The sequence below is a fragment of the Thermovibrio ruber genome (assembly GCF_055380895.1).
The window spans coordinates 694,067-716,943 of record NZ_AP042397.1 but is presented as its reverse complement, the minus strand read 5'-3'; the positions used below and the strand labels follow the sequence as shown (position 1 = coordinate 716,943).

Below are 22,877 nucleotides of genomic sequence, written 5' to 3'. Positions count from 1 at the left end.
CTATGTGCTGTCTAAAGTGAATAAAAGTAGAGCGTTAAAATCTCTCCAGATATTAAAATTCTTACAACTAAAGAGTTTGTAGAAAATATGTCTCTCTGAGATAAAAAGAGGTTGGAGTTGAAGCTTCTAACTGCCGTTCTCTTTATGTTGATTCCTGTTAACGCTCTTGCTCTGACTCCTCAGGAACTTAAGAGTTTAATCGTAAAACGCTCCCTCACACTGAAAGTTAAAGAGGAACAGGTAAAGGAGCAAGAGTTTAGGAAAGAGGTAACTTTCAGGTCTTACTTCCCAAAGGTTAACCTCTCTGCAAGTTTTAGTGAGTTCTACCCGGACGTCTTTAGAAACTGGAACCAGAACTATTCATACGGGGTAACCGTTAGTGCAGAGCCTCTCAACCTTCAGAGGAACGTTCAGCTCCAGATAGACAGAGAAAAGTTAAAAGAGCTCCGCTACGCCGTTAACTCAACTTTCCTTGACGTCTATTCAGAGGCACTCTCCTACCTCTACAGGCTAAAAGTTTTAGAGGAGGAGATTAACCTAGGGAGGAAACAACTTGAGAGTTCTGAGAAGATCCTCTCCGTTGCACAGGAGAAGTTCAAGAAAGGCCTCGTTATGATAACAGACGTTCTAAAGGCAAAGTCTGAGGTTGAGAGGAGGAGAGCTCTCCTCTCCCAAGCGAAAAACGACTACAGGAAAACATTTAACTCACTCGACGCTCTACTTGACTTCTCGTTAAGTAAAGGTGACAAACCAGAAGTTCCTCTCTTAAAAGAGAAGTTAGCCCTAAACAGAAACGATTTAGTTTTAAAGGCTTTTAAGCTCAGGCCAGAAGTAAAGGAAGCTGAGGAGCAGTTAAAAATCTCAAAGAGGAGAGTTCTCTTTACTGAGAGGAACCTTTCTCCAAGCCTTACAGTTTCACTTTCTGCAAAGAGGAGTGGAACGGAGCTCCCGGGGGATAAGAGCTACTCAGCAGCTTTTACTGTTAACTTTCCGATATTTGACAGTGGAGTAACTAAGTTTCAGGTCCTTACGGTATCCTCTCAGGTTAGACAGTCAGAGCTCCAGCTAAAAGAAACTAAGAATAAAGTAAAGCTTAGTGTTTTAAACGCTTTAAGCGACGTTGAACACTTCTACAGCGAACTAAAGTCTTCAGAGAGCTCTCTCATCTATGCCGAAAAGGCATACGAAAGGGCTTTAAACGAGTATAAGCTTGGAGTTTCAGATATCGTTGCGCTCCTTCAGGCCTTCCAGTTCTACTGTCAGTCTCAAGAAGACTACCTCCAGTCGCTACTTAAATATAACCTCTCAATTGTAAACCTCAGGAAGGCTACCGGAGAGTTAATTGGAGGTGGAAATTGAAGAAGTGGATTGTTCTGATTCTCATAGTTTTTACTGGAATTTTCCTCTTTCTGAAGTTTGGAAAGAAGAAAGAGGTTCTGATTCCCACCAAAGTTGTTGAAGTAGAGAGGGGAACCGTAAGGAAGGTTATAAACGCCACCGGGATAGTAAAACCACAGGTTGGAGCGGAGATAAAAGTTGGGGCGAGAATATCCGGAACGGTTGTCAAGGAGAACGTTAAGGTCGGAGACTGGGTTAAAAAGGGAGATCTGATTGCCGTAATAGACAACAGGGAGCTCCGGGCATCTTTAGAGAGGGCTGAGGCAAACCTAAGGGAGGTTAAGAGGACTTATCCTAAAAGGATAGAAGAGCAGAAGTTAAAGGTTGAGTCTGCAAGAGCAGAAGTTTCCTCGGCAGCTGCAAAGTTAAAGGCAGCGGAGGAGAATTACAGGGTTAAAAAGTGGGAGTTTGAGAGGCAGAGGGAGCTCCTCTCAATTGGCTACACGACGGAGGAGAAGTTTAAAAACGCTAAAAGCCAGCTTGCCTCTGCGGAGAGCTCTCTAAAGGCAGCCCAAGAGGAGCTAAAGAGGGCGGAGTTAAACCTTAAGGCTCAAAAGGAAGAACTTCACAGGCTCCAAGAAGAGTTTAAAGAGAGCTTAAAGAAGGCTGAAGCAGACCTTAAACAGGCAAAAGTTCGCTACTCCTACTCCTACATCTACGCTCCAATGGGCGGCGTTATCTCCTTCGTTTCAACGCAGGAGGGGGAGACCGTTGTGGCAGGGTTAAACGCTCCACAGTTCGTAACAATTTTAGATCCAAAGAGGCTTGAGAACTGGATATACGTTGACGAGACGGAAATCGGAAAGGTTAAGAGGGGAATGCCCGTTGAGTTCACGGTTGACGCTTACAGGGACAAGGTTTTTAAGGGAAAGGTGGTTGAGATATACCCAAAGCCCAAAATCCTGAACAACGTTGTTTACTACATAGTTGTAGCAAGGGGATTCAAGGGAGAGAGTTTCTTAAGGCCTGAGATGACTACGCACAACAGGATAGTTGCAGGGGAAAAGAGAAACGTTTTAGTCGTTCCAAACGCTGCAGTTAAGTGGAAGAACGGAAGGTACGTTGTCTACAAGGTAGTTGGAAATAGGGTAATAGAGGTTCCCGTAGAGGTCGGCTGGAGCGACGACACCTATACGGAAATCGTTAAGGGGTTGAAAGAGGGAGATAAAGTAGCTCTTTCTCTAAAGAAACAGTGATTTGACTTTTTTTCTATTAGTTATACCTTCCTTATTAGGAATTGTTCTTTTTAAGGAGGTAAAAATGAAGAAATACGTTTGTGTTCCCTGTGGATACATCTACGATCCAGGGTTGGGAGACCCTGAAAACGGAATTCCTCCAGGAACGCCTTTTGAGGAACTTCCTGATGACTGGACCTGCCCTTGGTGTGGGGCTGGGAAGGAAGACTTTGAGCCTGTGGAGGAGTAATGGCTGCTAAGAAGATAAAAGAAGGAGTTTACTGGGTAGGGGCGATTGACTGGGACAGAGTTCTGTTTGACGAGCTCGTAACACTTCCTGAAGGGACAAGCTACAACGCCTATTTAGTTGTTGGAAGCGAGAAAACTGCATTAATAGATACGGTTGAGCCTTTTAAGAAGGAGGAGCTCTTTAGAAACTTAGAGGATGCTGGAGTTGATAGGGTTGACTACATCGTTTCAAACCACGCAGAGCAGGACCACTCCGGAGCAATTCCAGACGTTTTAGAGAGGTTCCCAGAGGCTAAGGTCGTTACAAACAAAAAGTGTAAGTCAATGCTCATAGACCTTTTAGACCTTCCTGAAGACGTTTTCCAGGTTATTGAGGAGGGAGAGGAGCTCTCCCTTGGAAATAAGACACTTCAGTTCTTTATGGCTCCTTGGGTTCACTGGCCGGAGACGATGTTTACCTGGCTAAAGGAGGATAGAGTCCTCTTTACCTGTGACTTCTTAGGCTCACACATTGCTACTTCAGAGCTCTTTGACACTACAGACGAGAACAGGGCAAAAGTCTACCTTGAGACAAAGCGCTACTACGCAGAGATTATGATGCCCTTCAGGAACTTTATAAAGAAGCACCTTGCCCTCATAGACAGGCTCCAGCCCGAGATAGTTGCCCCAAGCCACGGCGTAGTCATAAAGGACGTTGATTTTATGACTGATGCCTACAAGAGGTGGGTTTCAGACGAAGTAAAGCCTATGGTGATAATTCCATTCGTCTCAATGCACGATAGCACCCGCCACATGGTTGACTTTCTAACTTCAGAGCTCTCAAAGGAGGGGGTAATCGTCCGCCCATATAACCTCATAAAGTCAGACCTTGGAAACGTTGCTATGGACTTGGTTGACGCCGCAGCCGTCGTTATCGCCTCCCCAACTATTCTTGCAGGAGCCCACCCTGCGGTTATCTCATTTGCCTACCTGATGAACGGTTTAAGGCCGAAGACCAAGTTCTTAGGGGTTATCGGTTCATACGGCTGGAACGGAAAGGTTATGGTGAAACACGTTCAGGATACTCTGAAAAACGTAAAGGCCGAGTGGCTTGAGCCTGTTTTGGTTAAGGGACTTCCAAAGGAAGAAGACTACGAGAAACTCACTCAGTTTGCAAAGGAGCTTGCATACAAAGTTAAGGAGGTCAGTACACTTTAGGGTACTTTCTGCCCCTGCGGGGGCTTACTCTTAATTGTTTAAGTTCTCTACCGTTTCATTTGTCTTAAAAACGGGAAAATCAACCTTAACAACAGGGCAAACCCTTACGCAGTTTAGACACCTTAAACAGGCCGGAGAGTTCGGATCTTCGTATATCGGGTAGTTAACTGGACAGGACTTCTTACACAGGTTGCACTCAATACAGTTTTTCCTGTCAACCTTAAAGTCAACGATGCTGAGCTTATTAAAGATTGAGAAGAGAGCTCCCAGCGGGCACACATACCTGCAGAAGGGCCTTTTTATGAAGATTGAGCCGTAGAGGAACATACTTCCAAAGGCAAGTTTAAAGAGGAAGAAAGCTCCTGCCATGTTTGCAATCATTGAACTAACTGCAACCCAGTAGATTCCTGCTTCAACAGTTCCCGTCGGGCAGACCATACAGAAGTAGTGTTCCTTAAAGAGGAACGGTAGGAGAATAACTCCGAAGATTAGCATCAGGTATTTGAGGTAAACGAAGGGCTTTGGAAGGTCAAACTTAAAGGAGGGAATTTTGTTCAGTAAATCCTGAATTAGCCCAAAAGGGCAGACCCAGCCGCATATCCACCTTCCAAACGAGGCTGAAACGGCAGAGATAATTCCAAGTGTTAAGAGAGGAATTTTGTTTATGACCAATAAGTGTGAGATTGTCCCTATTGGACAGGAGTAGAGTGAAGCAGGGCAGGCGTAACAGTTCATAATTGGGAATGGAATAGACTTGAGCTTCCCTGTGTAGAGCCTTCCGGTTATAAAGTTCCAGAGTGGAAGGTTTGCAGTTAAACCTGTTAAGAACTGATAGAGCCGCCTGTTCTTAAAGAGCGAAATTTTTAACATACCCTCTCCTAATTTATCCCGATACAGGTAAGGCAGAGGATTTTACCGTTACTCCAAACTATTCTGGGCTCTCCAAGGAGAACTCCAAGGATTATTAAAAGGAGGGAGAGGAGGAGAGTTCCTCCCGCAACAACCTTTTTAGTTGGCACTTTCAACCTTCTCTCCTACTTCCTCTAAGAGTTTTTCAACGATCTCGGAGAAAGCCTTTGCAGAGTGACTCTCCGGGTGGGAGACAACAATGGGAACTCCCTTATCTCCAGCTTCAACTACTGCAGGTTCAATGGGAACTCTACCTAAGAAGGGAACTCCGATCTCCTTAGCGGCCTTCTCTCCGCCGCCCCTCTTAAAGAGATCAATCTCCTTTCCGCAGTGGGGGCAGATAAGGCCGCTCATGTTCTCAATAACTCCTAAAACTGGAACGTTCATCATCTTTGCAAAGCTGATAGATTTCCTCGTGTCTAAAAGTGAAACCTCTTGAGGTGTCGTGACTATAACGAACCCGTCCATCGGTTTAATGAGCTGGGCAACGCTTAAAGCCTCATCTCCAGTTCCCGGGGGAAGGTCAATAATTAGAAAGTCAAGGTCTCCCCAGTCAATGTCTGCAAGAAACTGCTTTATTACCTGGTGCTTTAATGGTCCTCTCCAGACGACCGGTTGGTCTGGGTTTTCAAGGAGAAATGCCATAGAGACAACCTTTAAGTTCGGCACTCCAAGTGGAATAAACGGCTTTATAGTTTGTGTATTTGGGTCAGCAAAGAGCCTCTGCCCTTCTGCTCCAAGCATCTTTGCAACGTTTGGCCCGTGGATGTCTGCGTCTAAAAGGCCAACCTTGTAACCTTTCTTTGCAAGCTCTGCTGCCAAGTTTGTTGCAACTGTAGTTTTTCCAACTCCACCTTTACCGCTGAGAACTCCGATTCTATGCTTTATCTTGGAAAGGTTGCAGGTGAGCTTAACGTCCATAGGGTCTTGTGCGGTTTGGCACTTGTCCTTGTGGGCGCAGCCTTCACACTTCTTCTCGTCAAATGCCATTCTCTTAACCTCCTAAGTAAGGTGTCTTTGGACTATCTGAAGAAGCTTCTTAAAAGTATTTGGAGAAGCTCCCACTATATTTCCGCTCTCTAAGTAGCCTTTCTCTCCTTTAAAGTCTGAAACCTTACCGCCTGCTTCTTCAATCAGAAGAACTCCGGCGGCTATGTCCCACGGGTGGAGGGACATCTCCCAGAAACCGTCAAACACTCCCTTTGCCGTGTAGGCAAGGTCTAAAGCTGCCGAGCCGCACCTTCTAATTCCGGAGACCTTCAAGAAAACCTCTTTAAAACACTTTAGATAGTCTTCCAGCAACTCTTTCCCTCTAAAGGGGAAACCTGTTGCAACTAAGGCCATCTCAAAAGGCCTTGAGCTTACCTTTAGCTTCTCTCCGTTACAGTAGGCTCCGCTTCCTTTCTCGGCTAAAAAGGTTTCGTCTAAAACGGGAGCTTTAACAACTGCCGCAACTAACTCCCCCTTAAACTCCACTCCGATAGAGACGCAGAACATAGGCAGCCCGTGGATAAAGTTCTTCGTCCCGTCTAAGGGGTCTACGAACCACTTCCAGTCGTTTCCGGAGTGGAGGCCGCTTTCCTCTGCAACTATAGTGTGTTGAGGGAAAACTTCCTGTATTGTCTTAATAATAATCATTTCTGATTTTTTGTCAGCTTCTGTCACGAAGTCGTTTTTCGCCTTCTCCTCAACTTCTGGTGTTTTTATCTTTCCGAAGTAGTCAAGGAGAACTTCTGAGGCTCTCTCTGCCGCCCTTACGGCTGTGTTAATAACTTTCTCCATAGGTATCTCCCGGTACTGGTCTGTATGATAGGGAAATCAGGTTCCCGTTTTCGAGGAGGAACTCAACCTTAAAGGTGTGGTGAAACGAGACGTAGTTTACACCGTTTTCAGAGATTAACCCTTTTGTGTGGAATATGGCCTCGTCCCAGGTTTCAAGGTCGTGGAACTCAACGTTCAGGTCAAATCCCTTTACAGAAAAGGCTTTTTCAACTGCAGCTATAAACTCGTCTGATAACATTTTAACGGTTCCTTTACAGGTTTTTTCCTAATTTTAACCCTAATGTAGTTCGGGAGGAGCCTTGAGAGTAGCCGTTGTTGAAGACGACCTTTCAATTGTAAACCTTTTAAAGAGAGTTTTGATGAAGGAAGGGTTCTCTGTAAGGGAGTTCTCTACTGCAGAGTCTTTTATAAGTGCCCTCTTTGACTACGGGGAGGAGTTTGACGTTGTGATTCTTGACCTGATGCTTCCGGGAATGAGCGGCGTTGAGGCCTGTAGATTCATAAGGGAAAGGGGAGTAGAGGTTCCGGTTCTGATGCTTACAGCCCTATCAAGTGAAGATGACAAGGTAAAGGGGCTTGACAGTGGAGCCGACGACTACCTTACAAAACCCTTTGGTATAAAGGAACTCCTTGCAAGGGTAAGAGCTCTTTTGAGAAGGAAAGGTAGTTTTATATCTTTCTCTGATAGTAAGGGCATTCAACTTACAGAGATAGGAGCTCTCATTGATGGAAAAGAAGTTAAATTGACCAGGAGGGAGAAGGAGCTTCTAAAAGTTTTACTGGAAAACGCCGGAAAGGTTGTGCCTAAGGAGGAGCTCCTTAACAAGGTCTGGAAGGGAGAGAGGGTCTCAAAGAGGGCTGTTGACGTCCACGTTAAGCACCTGAGGGACAAGATTGGAGGAAGGATTGAGACGGTTTGGGGAGTTGGATACAGGCTGGTTGAAAGAGCTCCAGACTAAGTTTCCGGAGATAAAAGTCGTTGACCTGAAAGGTTTTGTTGTTGGGGAGAAGTTTTTAAAGCTGTGGGACGTTTACCCGTTCCAGGGGGTTATAAAGGCCTTTGACGAGGCCATTAAAACGGGAGGGAGCTCCGCAACGTTTAACGAAGGTGAAAGGACTTACCTTTTAAAGCTTTCTAAGGTTGGAGACCTTGTGGTTTGCCTGAAGAAGGATATCACCCTTGAGGTTGAGATTGAGGAGATAAAGAGAAACGTTGTTTCAACCCTTTCCCACGAGATAAAAACTCCTCTAACAGCGATAAAGGGAAATGCCGAGTACCTTCTCCTTTACGGTGGTTGTTCAGAGAGAGAAGTGGTTGAAGAGATTTATGAGAAGTCAAAGAGGATTGAGTCAATTCTTTTTGGAATTGGAAAGCTCTTCTCTCAGGGGACATCTTCCTTTCAGTGGATTAACCTGAGGCCTTTAACCGAAGAGGTTGTTTCTCTGTTTCAGGAAAAGGCCAAAGAAAAGGGTCTAAGTTTGGTTTCAAACCTTGTAGACGTTAGCCTTCCTGCAGATGGAATCTTGTATCAGCAGCTTCTTAAGAACCTGATTGAGAACGCCCTCAAGTTCACAGATAGCGGAGAGGTAAGGGTTGAGCTAACGCCTGATTTCTTGAAGGTTTCAGATACAGGTAGGGGGATTCCTAAAAAGCTCCTTCCGAGAATCTTTGAGAGGTTTTTTAAGGGGGAGGGAAGTTCCGGCTCGGGGATGGGTCTATCTGTAGTTAGGGAGATTGCAAAGTTTCACGGCTGGAAGGTTGATGTGGAATCGGAGGTTGGCAGGGGGACGGAGTTTAAAGTGAAGTTTCTAAAATAGCTTCGTGGCACTCTTAACTTTGGGGAAGCTTTTAAGGAGTTTAAAATTCTCCTCTTCCTTATCCTTCCCGGAGATGATTAGAATCCTCTTGTCTGCCAGTAAAACTACTTGAACGTTACTCTTGTCTAAAAAGAGCTTTAGGAATTCCCTGTATGCTTCGTAGGAAAACTCTTTAAACTCAACTAAAACTCCTCCTATATTTCCTCTGCTTGTGCAGTTTCCGAAGCATACGGAGCTCCAGGAGAGGAGTTTCCTGTACATGTCTAAGAACTCAGCCTCCTTCATCTTCAGTGAGAAAGTTTCAACCGGTTCAACACTTTTCAGAACTTTTTCAGCAACCTCTAAAACCTTAGGGTCGTACTTCTCCCTCTCCTTCATAATAATCTTAAGAGCTTCATCGGCAGTTAACCCCTTCCTATAGGGCCTGTCTGAAGTTAGAGCGTCAAAGACGTCAGCAACAGCTATTATTCTTGAGAGTAGGGGTATCTCCTCGCCTTTCAGGCCGTCTGGGTAGCCTGAGCCGTCCCACCTCTCGTGGTGGTGTTTCACTGCAGTTGCAACTTCCTCAAACCTTTTTATCTCCTTAAGTATCAGGTACCCAACAGTAGGGTGTAGTTTTATAACCTCATACTCCTCCTCTGTTAGTTTTGTTGGCTTGAGGAGGATCTTGTCGGGTGTTACTATCTTCCCAATATCGTGGAAGAGGGCCGCCTTCTCCAGCTTCTCAAGCTGGTTACTGGTTAGGCCTAAGGCTTTTCCTATTTCTAGGCTGTAGTGGGTAACGTTTGCTGAGTGTCCCTTTGTATACGGGTCCCTTAGCTCAATAGTATCGACCAATATTTCCTCAATTCTTTGCTGGTATTCCTTTTTCTCCTCCTCAAAGATTACCTTTAAAAAGAGGACTGAAATTGTTGCTGCAATGCTGTTTATCCACTCAACCAATATAGGGAACTTAAAAAGGGGATGGGCCTTTATCTCTACCAAGCAGAAGCCAAAGTTCCACCTGAAGGTTTTCCCTCCATTCCTTCTGGATACAAAGACTTTTCTCTCTTCCCCCGAAACTCTTATGCTGTTGACGTGGAGCGTAGGAAGGAGCCTTTTTAGAGTTCTTGAAATTACCTTAACACCTGCTGGAGAGGGAAGCTTTACTAATAGGATTTCTCTAAGCTTTGCCAGGTAGAGGAGCCTGTTTACTACAGTTCCCGACAAAAAAGAGGCTCCGTAGATTCCAGAGAGGGAAAGAAGAGAGTAGAGGTACAAGGTTGGATAATTTGAAACCACAAAGCTTCCGTTTGACTTGAAGATAAGGAGTGAGGAGAGGAGTGTTATAGCTGAAATTGAGGAAGCTGAGATAAAAGGGTACATAAAGTTGTAGTAGACTGAGTACCAGAATGATATGTATCCAGCGTTAATAGTTGAAAAGAGGAGTGAGGCTACTCCTCCGTAGATGGTGTTCTTAACTCCGTAGATTGAGTAGCCGAGGAACAGGAGAACAGGAAGGAAGGAGAGGTTTGAGTATTTTGGGTTTCTTGTAAATAGGAGGGGGAGTACTAAAACCGTTTGGAGTAAAACCGTTAATAGAAGCGATATCTTTACTTTATTCTCAACTGAGGAGAGAAAGATAACAACTAAGAGAAAAAGGTTAACTACAGAAAGGATGAAAAGGGTAAAAGCAAAGCTCCTGTTCCTCTCGGTTCTAATTCTTCGGAAAACATGAAACGCTTTTTTAGATTTCATACCTTTCTCTTAAAGGATTTTTTCTGAACTTAGTTAATTTTAGTATAAGAGATATGTAATTTCAAAAAGAAAATCTATAAAGTAAAAGAGCTTCAAGAAGTTCTTAACTGTTCCAAACTCTAACGCCACTCCGTGCTGGATTGCGTGTCTGTTTAAGGTCCCCTCTTTGTATTCAATAAAGGGATGTCAGTCTAAAAAGGGTGGAATGTTTTCGGCTGAGAATACCCTCTCAACTATCAGATTTACTACATACTGGATTGTTACAAACTTCCTGTTCCTCTTCCTTATGAGAACTTCAACGTCTGCCTCTAACGTGTTTTCCTTTACGAAAGTGTCCCAAACAACCCCCTCAGAGAGCGGAAACAGGCCGTAGATTCCAAGCTCTAAACAGTTTAAGCTATAGGCCTTTAGTATGTCGTTGACTATCTTTTCCCGCCTCTTAAATGGTGGGAGTTTTAACCATTTCTCAGCTCTCTTTTTTAAAAACTCCTAGTTTGAAGTCCTGATTATCCAGTCTTCAAACTCTTCAGGTTTTCCGTTAAAACCGTTTAGGATTTCTGAGGGGAGAAGCCACTCCCGTTTGTAGAGTTCCCTCATAACCTCCCAGTTGTCTACCCTTAACAGGTATATGCTTGCCGCCTTGTGGAGCTTCTCCTCAAACTCCTCCCTCCAGTTCTTAATCTTTCTTTCCCACTCCCTTTCAACTTCTGCTCTCTCCTTTAACCTAAAGGCCTTTCTGAGGGTACTGTAAATGTTTTTACTCTTTGAGGGGAAGAAGAACTTCTCTAAATGGTTGGCCTTAACAATCTCCTTTATCAGTTTTTCATGGTTTAACTCCTTAATCTCCCTTCGGGGAAGGCCGGAAAGGAGTTCCACCAGCCTGTAGAAGAACTCCCGGGAGCTCCCCTCCTTTTCGGCTTCCTCTAAAGCCTCTCTGCTAACGGTCAAGGACGTGTTTTGAGGGAACGAAACAGGTAAACTTTCCCTTAAAGACCTCTTCTCCATCTCTGTATCCTACAACTTCAACAACTCTCTTTTTGTTCTTGGTTTCTCCTTCTGCAATGAACTCAACCACATCACCAACCTTTACAGGCTTCAGAAAAGAGACTTCTGCAAATCCCAAAACGACGTTTGGGTGGTTAACAGAGAGCATTGCAGCGTAGTCTGCGGCAGAGAAGAGGAATCCTCCGTGGACAAGCCCCTTCTCGTCTGCGGCCATGAAAGGTTTTGTCTTTAAAATAACCTTGGCGTAGCCCTCTTTTAGCTCTACAGGCTCTCCAGAAATCTCCTTATCAATCTTTCTGTGGGTTTTTATCTCCATTTTCCACCTCTACTTACAGTTTTTGACGCAGAACTTGTAGGGAATTATCTCTCCACCGCAGGAAGTAAAACAGCTGTTGTAGACCTCTTTACATCCGCAGTCTGTGTAGCAGTTTGACGAGAGCTCTGAAACGATGTCGGAAAGGTTTGGTTTTTTAGGAGGTGTCGGAGAAACCGGTTTCTGTTCGTTTAGAGTCTCTAAAGCCTCCTCAAGCTGGTCTCTTCTGTTGCAGGCGTAGTAGTCCTTTGTCTTCTTACAGGCCCTCTTGAAGTAGAGATAATCCCTGTACAGTTTCCTGTAACTGTTGTTCCAGTTTAGGAGAGCTCTCTGGTAGTCGTTGTATGCCCTGTTGTAGGCTTCAAGTTCTTTCTCGTAAACGTCTAACTCCTTCTGGTAGACTGCTTCTGCTCTCTTTCTAGCATCCTTAAGGCACTTATCTCTCTCTTTAGCACACTTTTCTTGGCACTCTGTAAACTTTTCCTGACACGCCTTAAGACACTTCCCGTTGTTATTTGGAGGAACGTATCTATAACCGACGCTGAACTCTGGACCACCGCAGGAGAAGAGGAGGGGAATAATGACGGTGGCAGTTAGAACTAATTTTTTCATAATGTCCTCCGTTTCCTTCCTTGCTAAACTATTTTATAGGTTAATCTTTTTATGGCGAAAATTGAATCTGAGGGGTCAGTATGGAGAAGGCCATTGAGACGAGGCTTGAGAACATAGCCAAGAAGTTTAAAGAGATAGAGGAGAGTTTAGGGAAACCTGAGGTTATTTCAGACCAGAAAAGGTTTCAAGCCCTTGCAAGGGAGCACAAGGAGCTCCAGCCGATATACGAGGCATACATGGAGTATAAGAGGGCAAAAGAGGGAATAGCTGAGGCTATTGAAGTTATAGAGTCTGGAGAGGACGAGGAACTTGTAGAGCTTGCGAAGGAGGAGAAGAGGGAGCTTGAGAGGAAGGCTGAGGAGCTTGAGGATGAGCTGAAAAAACTCCTGATTCCAAAAGATCCCAACGATGAGAAGAACGTAATCCTTGAGATACGGGCAGGAGCAGGTGGAGAGGAGGCCGCCCTCTTTGCCCAAGATTTGTTCCGAATGTATTCAAGGTATGCAGAGAGGAAGGGGTGGAAGGTTGAGATACTCTCACTAAACGAAACCGGTCTTGGCGGTTTTAAGGAAGTCATTGCAATGATTTCCGGTAAGGGAGCCTACTCAAGGCTCAAGTATGAGTCTGGAGTTCACAGGGTTCAGAGGATTCCCGTAACTGAATCTGGAGGAAGGATTCATACATCAACGGCAACTGTTGCAATTCTCCCTGAAGCTGAGGAAGTTGACGTTGAGATAAACGAGAAGGATTTAAAGATAGATACCTACCGTTCTTCCGGTGCAGGAGGCCAGCACGTAAACACGACGGACTCTGCGGTAAGGATTACTCACATCCCAACGGGAATTGTCGTTACCTGCTCAAACGAGCGCTCTCAGATTCAGAACAGAATAAAGGCGATGAAAATTCTAAGGGCAAGACTTAAAGAGCTCTACGAGAGAGAGCAAAAGGAAAAACTTGACTCGGCCCGTCGCTCTCAGGTTGGAAGCGGAGACAGGAGCGAGAAGATTAGAACTTACAACTTTCCTGAAGGTAGGGTAACAGATCACAGAATAAAACTTACCCTCTACAACCTTCAGGAGTTCTTAGACGGCGACTTAGACGAGATGATAGACGCCCTTGCTGCTGCTGAGCAGGCTCAGAAAATAGAAGAACTGGCAAAAGCCGAGTAGAAGGCAAAGGTGGGATTTTTTATTCTTCTATATTTTGGCTTCTCAATAAAATTGCAGGAGACTAAAGATGGCTACAAAAGAGGAGTTTTTACCCAAGTGGATAGCTTGGGAGATTACGAGACGTTGTAACTTGGAATGTATCCACTGCCGTTCTGCATCAACCATTGAATCTGAACAGGGAGACTTCTCAACTGAGGACGGAAAGAAGCTCCTTAATGACATAGCAAAGCTCTCAAAGCCTACCGTTGTCCTAACCGGGGGAGAACCCCTCTTAAGGGAGGACATCTGGGAGCTTGCCGAGTACGGGACGAAGCTTGGCTTTAGGATGTGTATAGCTACAAACGGAACGCTGGTGGACGACCAAGTCTGCTGGAAGATGAAGGAAGTTGGGATAAAGATGGTTTCCCTCTCTTTAGACGGTTCAACTCCCGAAATCCACGACGACTTCAGAAAACAACCGGGAGCCTACGAGGGGGTTATAAGGGCTGCGGAGCTCTTCAACAAGCACGGAATTCCGTTCCTCATAAACTCCTCTTTTACGAAGAGGAACGCCTTTGACATTCCAAACGTCTATAAGAAGGCGAGGGAGCTTGGAGCAAAGGCCTGGTATATGTTCATCGTCCTTCCCGTTGGAAGAGGAGAGGAGGCAAACGCGGAGCTCCTCAACGCCGAAGAGGCTGAATACTGGCTCAACTGGCATTACGAGCTTGAGAAGGAGCTAATCCTTAAAGGGGACAATACAATCTTAGTTCGCCCAACCTGTGCTCCCCACTACTACAGGATCTTCTACCAGAACGCTAAGCGCGACGGCCTTGACCTTAAGAGGAGGAACCTTGTCTTCGGAACTGGCGGAGGAAAGGGCTGCGTGGCTGGACAGTCAATAGCCTACATAGACTGCCACGGCTGGTTAAGGCCTTGTAGCTACTTCCCGATTTCAGACACAAATGTCTTTGACGTTCCCTTCCACAGGGCTTGGTTTGAGTCAAAGATAATGCAGGATATGAGAAAGATTGAAGAGTACAAAGGAAGGTGCGGAGTTTGTGAATACGTTAAGATATGTAACGGTTGTAGGGTAAGGGCTTACTGGGAACACGGAGACTACATGCACGAAGACCCTATCTGTAAGTACGTTCCTGTAAAAATGAGGGTTGGAGTTAACCTGGACAGGATAAAGAAGATTTAACCGGAGGAGCGAATGTCTTTAAAAGACCATCCAATTCTTAAGGCGGCAAGGGGAGAGAAAACTGAATACACTCCCATTTGGATTATGAGACAGGCAGGGAGGTACTCTGAACGTTACAGGAAGATTAGGGCTCAGGTTGGTTCTTTTATGGGCTTGTGTAGAAACCCTGAACTTGCCGCTGAGGTTACTCTCATTCCAATAGAGGAAATAGGAGTTGACGCTGCGATTCTCTTTTCTGACATCTTAGTTCCTGTTGAGAAGATGGGAATAAAAGTCTCATTCGTTGAAGGGAAAGGACCTGTTCTTGAGCCAAAAGTAGAGAGTTTAGACGACGTTGAGAGGCTGAAAGTTCCAAATCCTGAGGAAGACCTACCTTACGTCCTTGAGACGATTCAGATAATTAAAAAGAGGCTTACAGACAGGCCGTTGATTGGGTTTTCTGGAGCTCCCTTCACCCTTGCAAGTTACATGTTGGAGGGGGGGAGCTCCAAGAACTACATAGCTGCAAAATCAACAATGTGGAACAGCCCAGAAGTTTGGGACGCTCTTATATCAAAGCTTACAGACACAGTTGTTGAATACCTCTCTGCCCAGATAAGAGCCGGTGTAGATTTAGTCCAGATATTTGACTCCTGGATGGGAGTTCTGTCAAGGGAAGACTACGAGCAGTTTGTCTTTCCGTATACAGAAAAAATTGTAAATGCATTGAAGGAAAGGCACCCTGAGACTCCTATAATCCACTTCGGCGTAAACGCCGCTCACCTGTTAGAGGTAAACAACAGGCTCAACGTTGATGTTATAGGCCTTGACTGGAAGACGGAAATTCCCTTTGCCCTTGAAAGGGTTGATAAGTCAATTCAGGGGAACTTAGACCCAGTTGCCCTCTTTGCAGACGAGGAGACGATAGAGAGGAAAGTCAGGAAGATACTTGAGGAGGGACTAAAGGCAAGGGGGCACATATTCAACCTTGGCCACGGGATTCTCCCACCGACAGACCCTAAGAAGGCAAAATTCTTAGTTGATACAGTTCACAGGGTTAGCAGGGAGCTCCGTAGATGAAGAAAAGGATATTAGTCGCCGTTGTTCTCTGTATTGTTGCTTTAGTTTCAGCCTACTTTGCCATTGAGGCCTACGCAAACATTAAGCTGAAGGAGAAGTTTGACAGGCGCTTATCAAGATTACCCTATACAACTTCCTACTCCCGGTTTCACTACAGTTTGGGACCAAACGACCTTGAAGTTGACGGCTTAACGATTAAGGGGGAGCTCTTCTCCGGTAGATTTCAAAAACTTATAGTTGACCTCCCTTTTAACTTTAGGGAGAAGAAGTTCCCTCCTTACCTGAGGACGGTAATTAAAGGCGGGGAGTTTCAGTTAGAGCTCCCCATTTTTAACGAACTTCTTGGTAGATCAAGTTTTAACTTTGACTTAAACGGTGGTTACAGTTTTAACGGTAAGAGCTTTCTTCCTTTTTTCTTTTTGGACCTTAAAAGTATGGGAAGTTTTTCTTTTAAAGCAGAAATAGACAACTTTGATTACCCGACTGTTGAGAAGTTCTTTGAGGGAAGGACGACTATTAATCCTATTTTGAGGAAAGGGGAGCTCTCCCTCCTTGAGATAGTCTTTAAAAACAGGGGTCTTTACGAAACGTTTCTCAACTACGCAGCAAAGCAGGAAGGGATGACGCCTGAAAGGATAAAGGAAGAGCTTACCTCAATGGTAGATCAGAGCTTTAAGGATAGGGAAATTTACGACAGGATAGGAAGGCCTTTAAAGGAATTTATCAATAACCCTTCCTGTCTGAAGATAGAGATTCAACCACCTGAACCTGTTAGCCTTAAGGAGTTAAAGACACTTATTGCTTCTAAGCCGAACGTTAAAGAGGCTGTTAAAGAATTGGGACTGAAGCTCTCGGTCTGCGATTAGCGTGAGCTTTTCCTCAGCTTTACTCTCCTTTTCATCTCTTCAAGGGGAATAGGTCTTGCTTCTATGCTCTTTGCTGGGCAGATGTTGCCGCAATGGCCACATCCAGAGCATATTTCTGGAAACTCTGGGATTACGTTTCCGTTTTCGTCAATTCCCCTCGTTTCGCAGAGCTTCAAACACCTCTCACAGTTCTGACATCTACTGTGGTCTATGTCCTTTAAGTATGTAGGAGTATAGAGTAGCCCTCCAAGGGTTAGGTAGGCGTAGTTTCCGTTTTCGTCTGAGAGGAGCTCTTCTTCGTTTACCTCTACCTCCTCCGAACCGGAGGAACAGTTTACGCCTCAGAGGAACGCGTCTTCAGGGCAGACGATTTTACAGAAACCGTCCCCTATACAGAGTTCCGACCCCGTTATTATTGCAACGGTTTTTCCTTTAATCTCTTTCAGTTCAATACAGTTCTGGGGGCAGATTTCAACACACTCTCCACAGCCTGTGCACTTTAAAAGGTTTATACCTCCCGGGTATTGGGGAAGGAAAGGTGAGCCGTCTTGAGTCAGGATTACTTGGTTTCTCACCTGTGCTGATACTTTCATCTTTACCGTCCGAATGTGTCATCTAATATAGGCTAATTTATTCTATATCATCACTCAATTTATTCCTAGATACAAATGGAGGAATTGATTTTCGTCAAGAGAGCTCTATTCCCAGCTCTTTTATTTTTCTTCTTAGTGTGTTCCTGTGGATTCCCAGCACTTTTGCGGCCTTTACTTGGTTAAAGTTGCACCTTTTTAATACTTCCGAGATTACGGCTCTTTCCGCCGCTTTTACGACTATGTCGTAGAGGTTGTTCTTTTCCTTCTGCTCAACCGTAAAGACCTTTAGGACGAACTCCCTGATTAGGCCTTCTAAGGAGGGAGCTTCTTGGTATACCTGCCTTTTTAAGTCTTCAGCTGTAATGAAGTCTGAGGACGAGAGAACCATTGCCCTTAGAATCATGTTTTCAAGCTCTCTGACGTTTCCCGGGAAGTGGTATGAGAGGAGGAACTCAACGGCGTCGGCGGAGAGTTCCTTAGGGGACAGTTTGAACTCCTGAGAGAACCTCTTTATAAAGTGGTGGGCAAGGGGGACGATATCCTCTTTCCTCTCCCTTAAAGGGGGGAGTTCTACCTTCACAATGTTGAGTCTAAAGTATAGGTCCTCCCTGAAAGTCCCATTCTTAACTTCTTCTTCAAGGTTTCTGTTCGTTGCAGCTATTACCCGAACGTCTACCTTTTTGCTTTTTTCGCTTCCTATAGGACGAACCTCTTTCTCCTGCAGAACTCTTAACAGTTTCGCCTGTAAGGGCAAGGGGAGTTCTCCTATTTCGTCTAAGAATATGGTCCCGCCGTTTGCCTGTTCAAAGAGTCCCTTCTTTGATGAGACGGCTCCCGTAAACGCCCCTTTCTCGTATCCAAAGAGCTCCGCCTCTAACAGGTTTTCAGGGAGGGCTGCGCAGTTTACGGCTACAAAGGGTTTATCCTTCCTGTCTGAATATTTGTGGATAGCCCTTGCAATGACCTCCTTTCCCGTTCCGCTCTCTCCGGTTATTAGGACGGTTATGGAGCTCCTTGCAACCTTTGCAACGGTCTTAAAGACCTCCTGCATAACTTTACTGCTTCCGACAATTCCCGATTCTGCCTCTTTTCTTCTCTCTACCTCTTCCTTTTTCGTTAAGAGCTTTTTAAGTACTTCTTCTATCTCCTCAAAGGAGAAGGGTTTTGTTATGTACTCTGCAGCTCCAAGCTCAATGGCCTTTACTGTGTAATCCATTGTTCCGTAGGCCGTTAAAACGACAACAGGTACGTCTTTTACTTTTTCAAGAACTTCAAGTCCGTTGAGTTTCGGCATTTTTAGGTCTAAGAAAATAAGGTCAATCGGTTCTTTTTTTACAATTTCAACAACTTTTTTCCCGTTTTCTGCTTCTAAAACCTGATGTCCCCGTGACGTTAGGAACTTTTTAAGGACTATTCTTATGCTCTTTTCGTCGTCAGCTATGAGTATCTTTGCCAACCTTACCTCTTTATCGGGTTCATGGGAATCAGGAGTTTAACAGACGTCCCCTTGCCGGGGGAACTCTCCACTTTTACCTCTCCGCCGTGCCCTTTGACGACCTCTTTCACTATAAAGGCTCCGAGGCCTGAACCTTTCTCCTTCGTTGTAAAGAAAGGAAGGCCGAACTTCTGGAGCTCTTCTTCGTCCATTCCCCTGCCTGAATCTGTAACTTTTACGTAGATAAACCCTGAAGGCCGTATGGCGTAACCTGTTTCAACTGTAATTTCTCTGACCTCCGCCTCTTCAACCGCTTCTATGGCGTTCTTTACAACGTTTAGAACTACCTGTGTCATTTTATCAACGTCAACGGGAACTTCCGGCAGAGATGGGTCAAACAGGAACTTTACTTTTATTCCTTTCTCCTGTAGCCTGGGAGTAAAGAGGTTAAAAACCTGCTGAATTATTCTGTGGATGTTTTCCTTTGTGAACGAGAGCTTTGAGAAGTCAAAACTCCTTGTAATGTTCTTTAATAACCTCTCTATTCTCTCAACCTCTTTAACTATTACCTGAGCCAACTCCTCGTCGTAGGTTCTGAGCTCTTTAAAAAGCTTTGCCGCTCCTTTTATTCCGCTTAAAGGGTTCTTTATCTCGTGGGAAAGCCCTTTAAGAAACAGTGTTATATCTTCTTCAAAGGGAGAGAGGTTACAGGGCTCTATTAGAATCAGAACTCCTACCTTTTTTGAGGGCGTAAAGAGGGGGGAGATGTGGAATATGAACTCTCCCTTTCTAAATCCCCTTATCTCTATGCTTTCTTTAAAGGATTTCTCTATGAGGGACTGGAGCTCCTCTACCTTTAGAATTTCAGATATCCTTTTTTCCTTTAGAAACTTTAAAGACCTGTTTGAGAGTGATTCAAACTTCTGGTTGACTCTCTCTATCTTTCCCGTCTCGTCAGTTATCGCCGCAGGAAACGGTAGAGAGAAGAGTAGGTCTTCAAACTCAACGTTCATCTCTTAACCTTTAAGGGGAAAGGGAGCTCCCCTAAGTTATGGAGAGCCCTCCTTTGTTTCCTCCACCTTTTGGAAATTCTTTCAGTTTGGACATGTCTATTGTCCCTGCGCTGGGGAGCTCTATTCCGGCTGCTGCAGCCTTAAACTGCTGGTGGAACTCTTTAAGTCTTGACCTGTCTCCTACCGGAACGATTGCGACGATTTGTGACTTTACCAGGTATGCCTCTACAGGCTCGTTTGCCGTTGGGTCTAACGGCATAATTGTTGCCTGAGCTCCCTTTGTTGTAGGTAGAAGGGCGAACACCCCAGCCTCTTTAAGCTTTACAGCTTCGGGGGTAATCTCCTCAACAACTCCAAGGATTCCAGACGTTGGAACTGCCCCTTCTCCTCCAGCAGTTTGAACAAAGACCAGCTTACCCTTAAGTTCTTCCATCTCTCCTCCTGAAATTCCGTTTTTTCCGTCCCTCAAATAATTTAGTTTTTAACCGTTTAAAATAAACCTCTCTGTGAAAACTTTATAAAGCCCTATTGCTACCGCGTTTGAGACGTTGAGTGAGTTAACGTGTCCTCCCATCTCTATTTCAACTACTTCGTCTAAGAGCTTCATCGTGCTCTTTGAAATTCCTTTCCCTTCTGAACCTGCAACAAGCCCTAAAGGAAACGGGAAACTGAAACTGCTTAGAGGTTTTCCTCCTGCTTCAAGGCCGATTAACCAGCCTCCGACCTCTTTAAACTCTCTGAGTGCCGTTGAGAAACTGTTTACTATGGAGAAGGGAACGTAGAATACCGCTCCGGTAGAGGCCTTAACGACAGTTTCTGTAATTGTTGCGCTTCTGTCTTTAGGAAGGACTATTCCTGTTACCTTGAAGGCGTCTGCAGACCTGAAGATTGCTCCAAGGTTGTGGGGATCTTCTATTCTGTCTAAAAAGAGAAGGTAGCCGTTTTCCCTAACGGTTTTTTCAAGGAGTTCTCCATATTCAACAGGTTCAACGGGAGATATTAGTGCTACTATTCCCTGGTGTTTCTCTGTTTTGGAGAGCTCCCTCAGCTTTTTCTTAGAGGCCTTAACTACCTTTATTCCCTTTTCTTTGGCGATTTTTAGAACTCTTTCCCTGTCTCTAAAGTGTTCATCAACGTAGATTTTCAGTATTGGGTAGTTGGCTCTAATCGCCTCTGCAACCGGGTTTACGCCGTATACAACCATTACTGGTTCACTTTCAGGTCGTCGTCTGTTCCTTCCTCTCCGTCGGGGCCGGGAGAGATGAGCGTAAAGTGCTTTCCATTAGAGATGTAGATAAAGTCGTTTCCCCACGCGTCTTTTGGAACTTTCTCTATGTAGGGGCCTTTCCAGTTTTTGGGTATCGGTTCAAGTGTGGGTTTTTCAACTAAGGCTTTAAGTCCCTGCTCTGTTGTGGGGTAGAGGGAGTTGTGGAGTTTATACAGATTAAGAGCTTCCTCTAAGTTTTTCATCTGCACCTGGGTGAGGGTTATCTTTGCCTCCTCTCCCCTCTTTATGAGCTTCAGCCCTATTAGGCCTGCAAGCATACCCAAAATGACGATTACAATCATCAGCTCAAGTAGAGTAAAACCTCTCCTTTTTCTCCTTTCCAACTTGGCCTCCTCTACTCTCTCCACCAGTTATCTCCTACCTCTTCTACAAACTCCATTTTATCAACGAAGTTTTTAAGGTGTTCAACTGCCTTCATCGCCTCGTCAAAGAAGTCTGGGGCTATCCAGAGCTCTATCAGCCCATCTTTAGGGTCTCTCGTCCTGACCGTTGCTATTTCGTGATACCACTCAAAAATGGCGTTTATAAAAGCTATGTCTTTTGGGTTAACTCTGTAAACCAAGTTTCTACCTTTAATTAGTGGTCTCAAAGCTCCATTCCTTCTATGTAGGCCTCTTCAAAGGTTTTGTTCGTTGCAAGCTCAACTGGAGTAACAACTCCTTTTAACTCCTTAATTTTTTCCTTCTTTTCGTTTCTGCCAAGTAGGAGCGATGCCCCTTTTAAGGCTAAGTTTCCGACAGCAACAGGTTCTGGGAAGTTTTCGGGGATTAGCTTAAGTCCCTTTACGCTCCGCCTATCTATGTGGCTTCCAAAAGCTCCCGAGAAGAAGAGCTCTTCAGGAATTCCGGCCTCTTCAGATAGTGTTTTGAGAGCTCCGTAAACGGCCCCCTTTGCCAAGAGAAACTTCCTGATGTCGCTTTGGGTTAGGGCTATGAGTGTTTCGTCAGACTCGTAAAGGACAAATGCTTTTTCTCCGTTAATCTCCCTTATCCTCTGGGCTATTAGTGGGGGAGCTCCTTCTCTCTTGAGAGTCCCCTCTTTTGTTATTACCCTAAAGCTTTTAAGCAGGTATATAAGGTCAAAGTATCCGCTTGCACATATTCCTAAGGGTCTCTTTCCTCCTATCGTTAAGAACCTAAAGTCCCTTCCGTCAAAGAACACCTTGAAAATAGCTCCCTCAACTGCCCTCATTCCGGAAAAAAGTCCAACTCCCTCAAAGGCAGGCCCTGCAGGGACTGAGGCGGCAACTCCCTCTCTGCTTTTCCAGATTCCCATCTCTGCGTTTGTTCCAAGGTCTGCAACGGCAAAATCTTTTCTGTCTTCTGTTAAGACCAGTAGGTTTGAGAGGAAGTCTGAGCCGATGAAACCCTTTAGAGGTGGTGGGACGTAGAAGACTGTTTCTTCAAAACCTTCAATCCCTAACTCCTTACCTGTTGTGTAAACCTCCTCTTCAACCTGAAGCTTAAACGGAAACCTCTCAAATCCTGATACTGGAAGTCCTAAAAAGAAGTGGTGAATAACGGAGTTTGAGACGACGACTGCCTCTTTTACGGGAGCTCCTAGTTCTCTAAAGAGGAAAGAGACTGTGTTTAGGAGGAGCTCCCTCTCCTTTTCGTAGTTCTCACTTGCAAGCTCAACCCTCGTTACGACGTCTGCTCCGAAGGCTGACTGAAAGTTCAGGGTTTTCAAACTCTTTATAAATTTCCCCGTTGACAGGTCAAAGAGGGCTACCTCAACTCCAGTCGTTCCAAGGTCTACTGCAACTCCAAATCCCTCCTTCCCTTCAACAGGAATATCTGGAAGCCTCTCTCCTTCAGAGATGAGGGTCTCCTCCGGGAGCTCCACCTCCCCTTCAAAAGGGCCAAATAGAAGACAGGCCAGTTCTTCCCTTCCATTTACTTTAACGATACACTTTCCGCATATTCCCCTACCTCCGCAGTAGGCAGAGCGCATAAAACCCTTCTCTCTAAGGATTTCGTATAGTGTTCTTCCCTCGGGAACGGAAACTCTAATCTTCAAGCTCTATTCTCCTTTCATTGAGGTAGTTCTTGAACCTGTCTAAGATTTTTGGGAGCT

At 45.0% G+C, this 22,877-nt stretch carries 28 protein-coding genes; 10 read left to right on the top strand and 18 right to left on the bottom strand.

The genetic code is table 11. From position 1 onward, the window contains the following. Window positions 1–117 precede the first annotated feature (117 nt). The 4 genes from ACZ424_RS03665 (at window position 118) to ACZ424_RS03650 (ending at window position 4,019) form a co-directional block, all read left to right on the top strand. Window positions 118–1,359: a TolC family protein gene (locus ACZ424_RS03665; protein WP_464905163.1), complete on the top strand. Its 1,242-nt coding sequence runs from the start codon at window positions 118–120 to the stop codon at window positions 1,357–1,359. Next, window positions 1,356–2,594 carry an efflux RND transporter periplasmic adaptor subunit gene (locus tag ACZ424_RS03660; protein ID WP_464905162.1) on the top strand — a complete coding sequence of 413 codons (1,239 nt, stop codon included), beginning with the start codon at window positions 1,356–1,358 and terminating at the stop codon, window positions 2,592–2,594. Before ACZ424_RS03665 ends, ACZ424_RS03660 begins: the two co-directional genes overlap by 4 nt. Window positions 2,595–2,658: 64 nt before the next feature. Further along, on the top strand, window positions 2,659–2,823 hold the full coding sequence (rd, locus tag ACZ424_RS03655; protein ID WP_464905161.1) for a rubredoxin: 165 nt from the start codon (window positions 2,659–2,661) through the stop codon (window positions 2,821–2,823). Continuing rightward, window positions 2,823–4,019, top strand: a complete 1,197-nt coding sequence (locus tag ACZ424_RS03650; RefSeq protein ID WP_464905160.1) for an FprA family A-type flavoprotein — start codon at window positions 2,823–2,825, stop codon at window positions 4,017–4,019. The genes rd and ACZ424_RS03650 overlap by 1 nt, the downstream gene beginning before the upstream one ends. 30 nt (window positions 4,020–4,049) lie before the next feature. On the opposite strand, the gene ACZ424_RS03645 is transcribed toward ACZ424_RS03650, so the two are convergent. The 5 genes from ACZ424_RS03645 to ACZ424_RS03625 are packed head-to-tail and all read right to left on the bottom strand — an operon-like array spanning window position 4,050 to window position 6,948. Continuing rightward, window positions 4,050–4,889 (bottom strand): 4Fe-4S binding protein, encoded by an 840-nt coding sequence (locus ACZ424_RS03645; protein WP_464905159.1) that lies wholly within the window; start codon window positions 4,887–4,889, stop codon window positions 4,050–4,052. 8 nt (window positions 4,890–4,897) lie between these two features. Then, on the bottom strand, window positions 4,898–5,038 hold the full coding sequence (locus ACZ424_RS03640; RefSeq protein ID WP_464905158.1) for a CD1871A family CXXC motif-containing protein: 141 nt from the start codon (window positions 5,036–5,038) through the stop codon (window positions 4,898–4,900). Next, the gene (locus ACZ424_RS03635; protein ID WP_464905157.1) at window positions 5,028–5,918 is read right to left on the bottom strand and encodes a P-loop NTPase; all 891 of its coding nucleotides are present in this window, start codon (window positions 5,916–5,918) and stop codon (window positions 5,028–5,030) included. Before ACZ424_RS03635 ends, ACZ424_RS03640 begins: the two co-directional genes overlap by 11 nt. A 12-nt stretch (window positions 5,919–5,930) precedes the next feature. After that, window positions 5,931–6,710 (bottom strand): inositol monophosphatase family protein, encoded by a 780-nt coding sequence (locus tag ACZ424_RS03630; RefSeq protein WP_464905156.1) that lies wholly within the window; start codon window positions 6,708–6,710, stop codon window positions 5,931–5,933. Further along, complete coding sequence (locus tag ACZ424_RS03625) at window positions 6,694–6,948, bottom strand: hypothetical protein (protein WP_464905155.1); 255 nt, start codon at window positions 6,946–6,948, stop codon at window positions 6,694–6,696. Before ACZ424_RS03625 ends, ACZ424_RS03630 begins: the two co-directional genes overlap by 17 nt. 61 nt (window positions 6,949–7,009) lie before the next feature. On the opposite strand from ACZ424_RS03625, the gene ACZ424_RS03620 reads away from it, so the two are divergent. Then, window positions 7,010–7,669 carry a response regulator transcription factor gene (locus ACZ424_RS03620; protein ID WP_464905154.1) on the top strand — a complete coding sequence of 220 codons (660 nt, stop codon included), beginning with the start codon at window positions 7,010–7,012 and terminating at the stop codon, window positions 7,667–7,669. After that, window positions 7,617–8,528: a sensor histidine kinase gene (locus tag ACZ424_RS03615; protein ID WP_464905153.1), complete on the top strand. Its 912-nt coding sequence runs from the start codon at window positions 7,617–7,619 to the stop codon at window positions 8,526–8,528. Before ACZ424_RS03620 ends, ACZ424_RS03615 begins: the two co-directional genes overlap by 53 nt. Here ACZ424_RS03615 and ACZ424_RS03610 read toward each other — a convergent pair. From ACZ424_RS03610 to ACZ424_RS03595, 4 genes are all read right to left on the bottom strand, one after another. After that, window positions 8,520–10,265, bottom strand: coding sequence for an HD-GYP domain-containing protein (locus ACZ424_RS03610; protein ID WP_464905152.1), 1,746 nt, complete (start codon window positions 10,263–10,265; stop codon window positions 8,520–8,522). The two genes, ACZ424_RS03615 and ACZ424_RS03610, sit on opposite strands and share 9 nt — an antisense overlap. A 489-nt stretch (window positions 10,266–10,754) precedes the next feature. Further along, a complete protein-coding gene (locus ACZ424_RS03605; protein ID WP_464905151.1) occupies window positions 10,755–11,270 on the bottom strand; it encodes a hypothetical protein in 516 nt (171 codons plus the stop codon). Further along, complete coding sequence (locus tag ACZ424_RS03600; RefSeq protein ID WP_464905150.1) at window positions 11,203–11,586, bottom strand: hotdog domain-containing protein; 384 nt, start codon at window positions 11,584–11,586, stop codon at window positions 11,203–11,205. The genes ACZ424_RS03605 and ACZ424_RS03600 overlap by 68 nt, the downstream gene beginning before the upstream one ends. Window positions 11,587–11,595: 9 nt before the next feature. After that, a complete protein-coding gene (locus ACZ424_RS03595) occupies window positions 11,596–12,195 on the bottom strand; it encodes a hypothetical protein (protein ID WP_464905149.1) in 600 nt (199 codons plus the stop codon). 80 nt (window positions 12,196–12,275) lie between these two features. On the opposite strand from ACZ424_RS03595, the gene prfA reads away from it, so the two are divergent. The 4 genes from prfA to ACZ424_RS03575 all read left to right on the top strand — a co-directional run bounded on the left by prfA (window position 12,276) and on the right by ACZ424_RS03575 (window position 16,472). Continuing rightward, a complete protein-coding gene (gene prfA, locus ACZ424_RS03590) occupies window positions 12,276–13,364 on the top strand; it encodes a peptide chain release factor 1 (RefSeq protein ID WP_464905148.1) in 1,089 nt (362 codons plus the stop codon). 67 nt (window positions 13,365–13,431) lie between these two features. Continuing rightward, window positions 13,432–14,547, top strand: coding sequence for a radical SAM protein (locus ACZ424_RS03585; protein WP_464905147.1), 1,116 nt, complete (start codon window positions 13,432–13,434; stop codon window positions 14,545–14,547). Window positions 14,548–14,559: 12 nt separating this feature from the next. Then, window positions 14,560–15,606: a uroporphyrinogen decarboxylase gene (hemE, locus tag ACZ424_RS03580; RefSeq protein WP_464905146.1), complete on the top strand. Its 1,047-nt coding sequence runs from the start codon at window positions 14,560–14,562 to the stop codon at window positions 15,604–15,606. Beyond that, window positions 15,603–16,472, top strand: a complete 870-nt coding sequence (locus ACZ424_RS03575; RefSeq protein ID WP_464905145.1) for a hypothetical protein — start codon at window positions 15,603–15,605, stop codon at window positions 16,470–16,472. Before hemE ends, ACZ424_RS03575 begins: the two co-directional genes overlap by 4 nt. On the opposite strand, the gene ACZ424_RS03570 is transcribed toward ACZ424_RS03575, so the two are convergent. The 9 genes from ACZ424_RS03570 to ACZ424_RS03530 form a co-directional block, all read right to left on the bottom strand. Further along, window positions 16,469–16,648 carry a hypothetical protein gene (locus ACZ424_RS03570; RefSeq protein WP_464905144.1) on the bottom strand — a complete coding sequence of 60 codons (180 nt, stop codon included), beginning with the start codon at window positions 16,646–16,648 and terminating at the stop codon, window positions 16,469–16,471. The two genes, ACZ424_RS03575 and ACZ424_RS03570, sit on opposite strands and share 4 nt — an antisense overlap. 165 nt (window positions 16,649–16,813) lie before the next feature. Continuing rightward, window positions 16,814–17,065: a 4Fe-4S binding protein gene (locus tag ACZ424_RS03565; RefSeq protein ID WP_464905143.1), complete on the bottom strand. Its 252-nt coding sequence runs from the start codon at window positions 17,063–17,065 to the stop codon at window positions 16,814–16,816. Window positions 17,066–17,159: 94 nt separating this feature from the next. After that, a complete protein-coding gene (locus tag ACZ424_RS03560; RefSeq protein WP_464905142.1) occupies window positions 17,160–18,521 on the bottom strand; it encodes a sigma-54-dependent transcriptional regulator in 1,362 nt (453 codons plus the stop codon). 2 nt (window positions 18,522–18,523) lie between these two features. Next, window positions 18,524–19,513: a two-component system sensor histidine kinase NtrB gene (locus ACZ424_RS03555; protein ID WP_464905141.1), complete on the bottom strand. Its 990-nt coding sequence runs from the start codon at window positions 19,511–19,513 to the stop codon at window positions 18,524–18,526. A gap of 31 nt (window positions 19,514–19,544) precedes the next feature. Further along, window positions 19,545–19,946, bottom strand: coding sequence for a hypothetical protein (locus ACZ424_RS03550; protein WP_464905140.1), 402 nt, complete (start codon window positions 19,944–19,946; stop codon window positions 19,545–19,547). A gap of 48 nt (window positions 19,947–19,994) precedes the next feature. Next, a complete protein-coding gene (gene rlmB, locus ACZ424_RS03545; RefSeq protein WP_464905139.1) occupies window positions 19,995–20,717 on the bottom strand; it encodes a 23S rRNA (guanosine(2251)-2'-O)-methyltransferase RlmB in 723 nt (240 codons plus the stop codon). Continuing rightward, window positions 20,717–21,148, bottom strand: a complete 432-nt coding sequence (gspG, locus tag ACZ424_RS03540) for a type II secretion system major pseudopilin GspG (RefSeq protein WP_464905138.1) — start codon at window positions 21,146–21,148, stop codon at window positions 20,717–20,719. The genes rlmB and gspG overlap by 1 nt, the downstream gene beginning before the upstream one ends. Next, window positions 21,136–21,390, bottom strand: a complete 255-nt coding sequence (locus ACZ424_RS03535; RefSeq protein WP_464905137.1) for a DUF4911 domain-containing protein — start codon at window positions 21,388–21,390, stop codon at window positions 21,136–21,138. Before ACZ424_RS03535 ends, gspG begins: the two co-directional genes overlap by 13 nt. Next, on the bottom strand, window positions 21,387–22,820 hold the full coding sequence (locus tag ACZ424_RS03530) for an ASKHA domain-containing protein (RefSeq protein ID WP_464905136.1): 1,434 nt from the start codon (window positions 22,818–22,820) through the stop codon (window positions 21,387–21,389). The genes ACZ424_RS03535 and ACZ424_RS03530 overlap by 4 nt, the downstream gene beginning before the upstream one ends. Window positions 22,821–22,877 lie beyond the last annotated feature (57 nt).

Bases quoted from the DNA above. Each gene is read 5' to 3' on its own strand.
- ACZ424_RS03600 (WP_464905150.1), bottom strand. From the start codon at position 11,586: ATGGAGATAAAAACCCACAGAAAGATTGATAAGGAGATTTCTGGAGAG.
- rd (WP_464905161.1), top strand. From the start codon at position 2,659: ATGAAGAAATACGTTTGTGTTCCCTGTGGATACATCTACGATCCAGGG.
- rlmB (WP_464905139.1), bottom strand. From the start codon at position 20,717: ATGGTTGTATACGGCGTAAACCCGGTTGCAGAGGCGATTAGAGCCAAC.
- ACZ424_RS03605 (WP_464905151.1), bottom strand. From the start codon at position 11,270: ATGGAGAAGAGGTCTTTAAGGGAAAGTTTACCTGTTTCGTTCCCTCAA.
- ACZ424_RS03550 (WP_464905140.1), bottom strand. From the start codon at position 19,946: ATGGAAGAACTTAAGGGTAAGCTGGTCTTTGTTCAAACTGCTGGAGGA.
- ACZ424_RS03650 (WP_464905160.1), top strand. From the start codon at position 2,823: ATGGCTGCTAAGAAGATAAAAGAAGGAGTTTACTGGGTAGGGGCGATT.
- ACZ424_RS03595 (WP_464905149.1), bottom strand. From the start codon at position 12,195: ATGAAAAAATTAGTTCTAACTGCCACCGTCATTATTCCCCTCCTCTTC.
- ACZ424_RS03625 (WP_464905155.1), bottom strand. From the start codon at position 6,948: ATGTTATCAGACGAGTTTATAGCTGCAGTTGAAAAAGCCTTTTCTGTA.
- ACZ424_RS03585 (WP_464905147.1), top strand. From the start codon at position 13,432: ATGGCTACAAAAGAGGAGTTTTTACCCAAGTGGATAGCTTGGGAGATT.
- ACZ424_RS03630 (WP_464905156.1), bottom strand. From the start codon at position 6,710: ATGGAGAAAGTTATTAACACAGCCGTAAGGGCGGCAGAGAGAGCCTCA.
- ACZ424_RS03555 (WP_464905141.1), bottom strand. From the start codon at position 19,513: ATGAACGTTGAGTTTGAAGACCTACTCTTCTCTCTACCGTTTCCTGCG.
- ACZ424_RS03575 (WP_464905145.1), top strand. From the start codon at position 15,603: ATGAAGAAAAGGATATTAGTCGCCGTTGTTCTCTGTATTGTTGCTTTA.
- ACZ424_RS03645 (WP_464905159.1), bottom strand. From the start codon at position 4,889: ATGTTAAAAATTTCGCTCTTTAAGAACAGGCGGCTCTATCAGTTCTTA.
- prfA (WP_464905148.1), top strand. From the start codon at position 12,276: ATGGAGAAGGCCATTGAGACGAGGCTTGAGAACATAGCCAAGAAGTTT.
- ACZ424_RS03635 (WP_464905157.1), bottom strand. From the start codon at position 5,918: ATGGCATTTGACGAGAAGAAGTGTGAAGGCTGCGCCCACAAGGACAAG.
- ACZ424_RS03610 (WP_464905152.1), bottom strand. From the start codon at position 10,265: ATGAAATCTAAAAAAGCGTTTCATGTTTTCCGAAGAATTAGAACCGAG.
- ACZ424_RS03565 (WP_464905143.1), bottom strand. From the start codon at position 17,065: ATGAAAGTATCAGCACAGGTGAGAAACCAAGTAATCCTGACTCAAGAC.
- hemE (WP_464905146.1), top strand. From the start codon at position 14,560: ATGTCTTTAAAAGACCATCCAATTCTTAAGGCGGCAAGGGGAGAGAAA.